Source organism: Actinomadura sp. NBRC 104412, assembly GCF_030269515.1.
In the GTDB taxonomy this organism is placed as follows: Bacteria; Actinomycetota; Actinomycetes; order Streptosporangiales; family Streptosporangiaceae; genus Spirillospora.
Genome location: NZ_BSTM01000077.1, coordinates 1 through 2,229 on the forward strand (window position 1 = coordinate 1; position 2,229 = coordinate 2,229).

The 2,229-nt window shown below is 68.2% G+C and carries 2 protein-coding genes; both read left to right on the top strand.

Annotated features, from left to right (window positions below; translation table 11 throughout):
- The first annotated feature begins 68 nt into the window (after positions 1–68).
- Positions 69–1,316, top strand: a complete 1,248-nt coding sequence (gene istA / locus QSK21_RS35750; RefSeq protein ID WP_285702195.1) for an IS21 family transposase — start codon at positions 69–71, stop codon at positions 1,314–1,316.
- Entirely contained in the window at positions 1,316–2,161 is an 846-nt protein-coding gene (gene istB / locus QSK21_RS35755; RefSeq protein WP_285702196.1) for an IS21-like element helper ATPase IstB, read from the top strand. Before istA ends, istB begins: the two co-directional genes overlap by 1 nt.
- Positions 2,162–2,229: the final 68 nt, after the last annotated feature.

Consider the following 2,229-nt stretch of genomic DNA (forward strand, 5'->3'; position numbering starts at 1 on the left):
TGTCGGTGGCGGCTGAAGAATGACCCCCTGTGGACGCGCGAACCTTGACCCCCTTCATCCTCTGGAGGGTGATCAAGGTGGAGGACTGGGCAGAGATCCGTCGGCTGTATCGGGCTGAGGGGATGCCGATCAAGGCGATCGCCCGGCATCTGGGCCTCGCGCGGAACACGGTGCGCAAGGCGCTGGCGTCGAGCGAGCCGCCCAAGTACCGGCGTAAGAGCAAGGGCTCGATCGTGGATGCGGTCGAGCCACAGATCCGTGAGCTGCTGAAGGAGTTCCCCGGGATGCCGACGACGGTGATCGCCGAGCGGATCGGGTGGGAACGGTCGATGACGGTGCTCAAGGACCGGGTTCGGCTGTTGCGGCCGGAGTACAAGCCCGCCGACCCGTCGTCACGGACGACGTATCAGCCCGGTGAGCTGGCGCAGTGTGACCTGTGGTTCCCGGCGGCCAAGGTCCCGGTCGGGGCCGGGCAGCAGTGCAGCCCGCCGGTGCTGGTGATGGTGTCGGGGTATTCGCGGTGGCTGCTGGCGTTGATGCTGCCCTCGCGGGCGGCCGGTGACCTGTTCGCCGGGATGTGGGCGCTGTTGTGCACGCTGGGCGGGGTGCCCAAGACGCTGGTGTGGGACAACGAGGGCGCGATCGGGCAGTGGAACGGCGGCCGCCCGCGGCTGACCGCCGAGGCCAACGCGTTCCGCGGCACCCTGGGCATCAAGATCGTGCAGTGCCGCCCTGGCGATCCGGAGGCCAAGGGCCTGGTCGAGCGGGCCAACGGGTATCTGGAGACCTCGTTCCTGCCGGGCCGGTCGTTCACCGGCCCTGATGACTTCAACGACCAGCTGACCTGGTGGCTGGGCCATCACGCCAACGTCCGTCATCATCGGCGGATCGAGTGCCGTCCGGCCGATCGGCTGGTGGCCGACCGGGCAGCGATGGTCGCGTTGCCGCCGGTCGCGCCGGTTGTCGGTTGGCGCACCTCGACCCGGCTGGCTCGCGATCACTACGTCCGCGTCGCCTCCAACGACTACTCGGTCCACCCGTCGGCGATCGGGCGGTTGGTCGAGGTTGTCGCCGACCTGGACCAGGTGCGGGTCAGTTGCGGCGGGCACAACGTTGCGGCGCATCCGCGGTGCTGGGCCGTTCACCAGACCATCACCGATCCGGTGCATGCCCAGGCCGCCACGGCCATGCGCCGTTCCCGTTGGCAGGTCACCCGGCCGCTGGCCGATACCCAGGTCGAGCAGCGGCGACTGGCCGACTACGACACTGTGTTCGGCGTCAACGGCACCGTCGACGACACCGAGGGGGTCGCGTGATGGCCGGCACCCGAACCAAGAGCACCGCAACGACGACCACAGCGACCGGCGCCGCAGCGGCGAGCAGCGGCCGCAACGTCGAAGCCGAGCTGGCCTACCTCACTCGGGTGCTCAAGGCACCATCCCTGGCGGCCTCGATCGAGCGGCTGGCCGAACGGGCCCGCGCCGAGTCCTGGACGCACGAGGAGTTCCTGGCCGCCTGCCTGCAACGCGAGGTCGCCGCCCGCGAAGCCCACGGCGGCGAAGGCCGCATTAAAGCCGCCCGCTTTCCGGCCAGAAAGTCGCTGGAGGACTTCGACTACGACCACCAGCGGTCACTGAAACGCGAGGTCATCGCTCACCTGGCCACGCTCGACTTCGTCACCGCCCGCGAGAACGTCATCTTCCTGGGACCACCGGGAACGGGCAAAACGCACCTGTCGACCGGGCTGGGCATCCGGGCCTGCCAGGCCGGGCACCGGGTCGCGTTCGCGACCGCAGCCGAATGGGTCGCCCGGCTCGCCGAAGCCCACGCCGCCGGCCGACTCCAGGAAGAGCTGGTGAAACTCGCCCGCATCCCGGTTCTGGTCGTGGACGAGGTCGGCTATATCCCCTTCAAAGCCGAAGCCGCGAACCTGTTCTTCCAGCTGGTCTCGTCAAGATACGAACGGGCAAGCTTGATCGTCACAAGCAACATGCCCTTCGGCCGCTGGGGCGAGGTGTTCGGCGACGACGTGGTCGCCGCCGCCATGATCGACCGCCTCGTCCACCACGCCGAGGTCATCAGCCTGAAGGGAGACAGCTACCGCCTCAAGAACCGAGACCTCGGTCGCCCACCCGCGGCCAAACACAACCACGAACAGTAACCAACAACAACATCAAGGGGTTACGGTTCAAACGCCCTCAGGGGGTCACGATTGAGGCGCCGTTGACA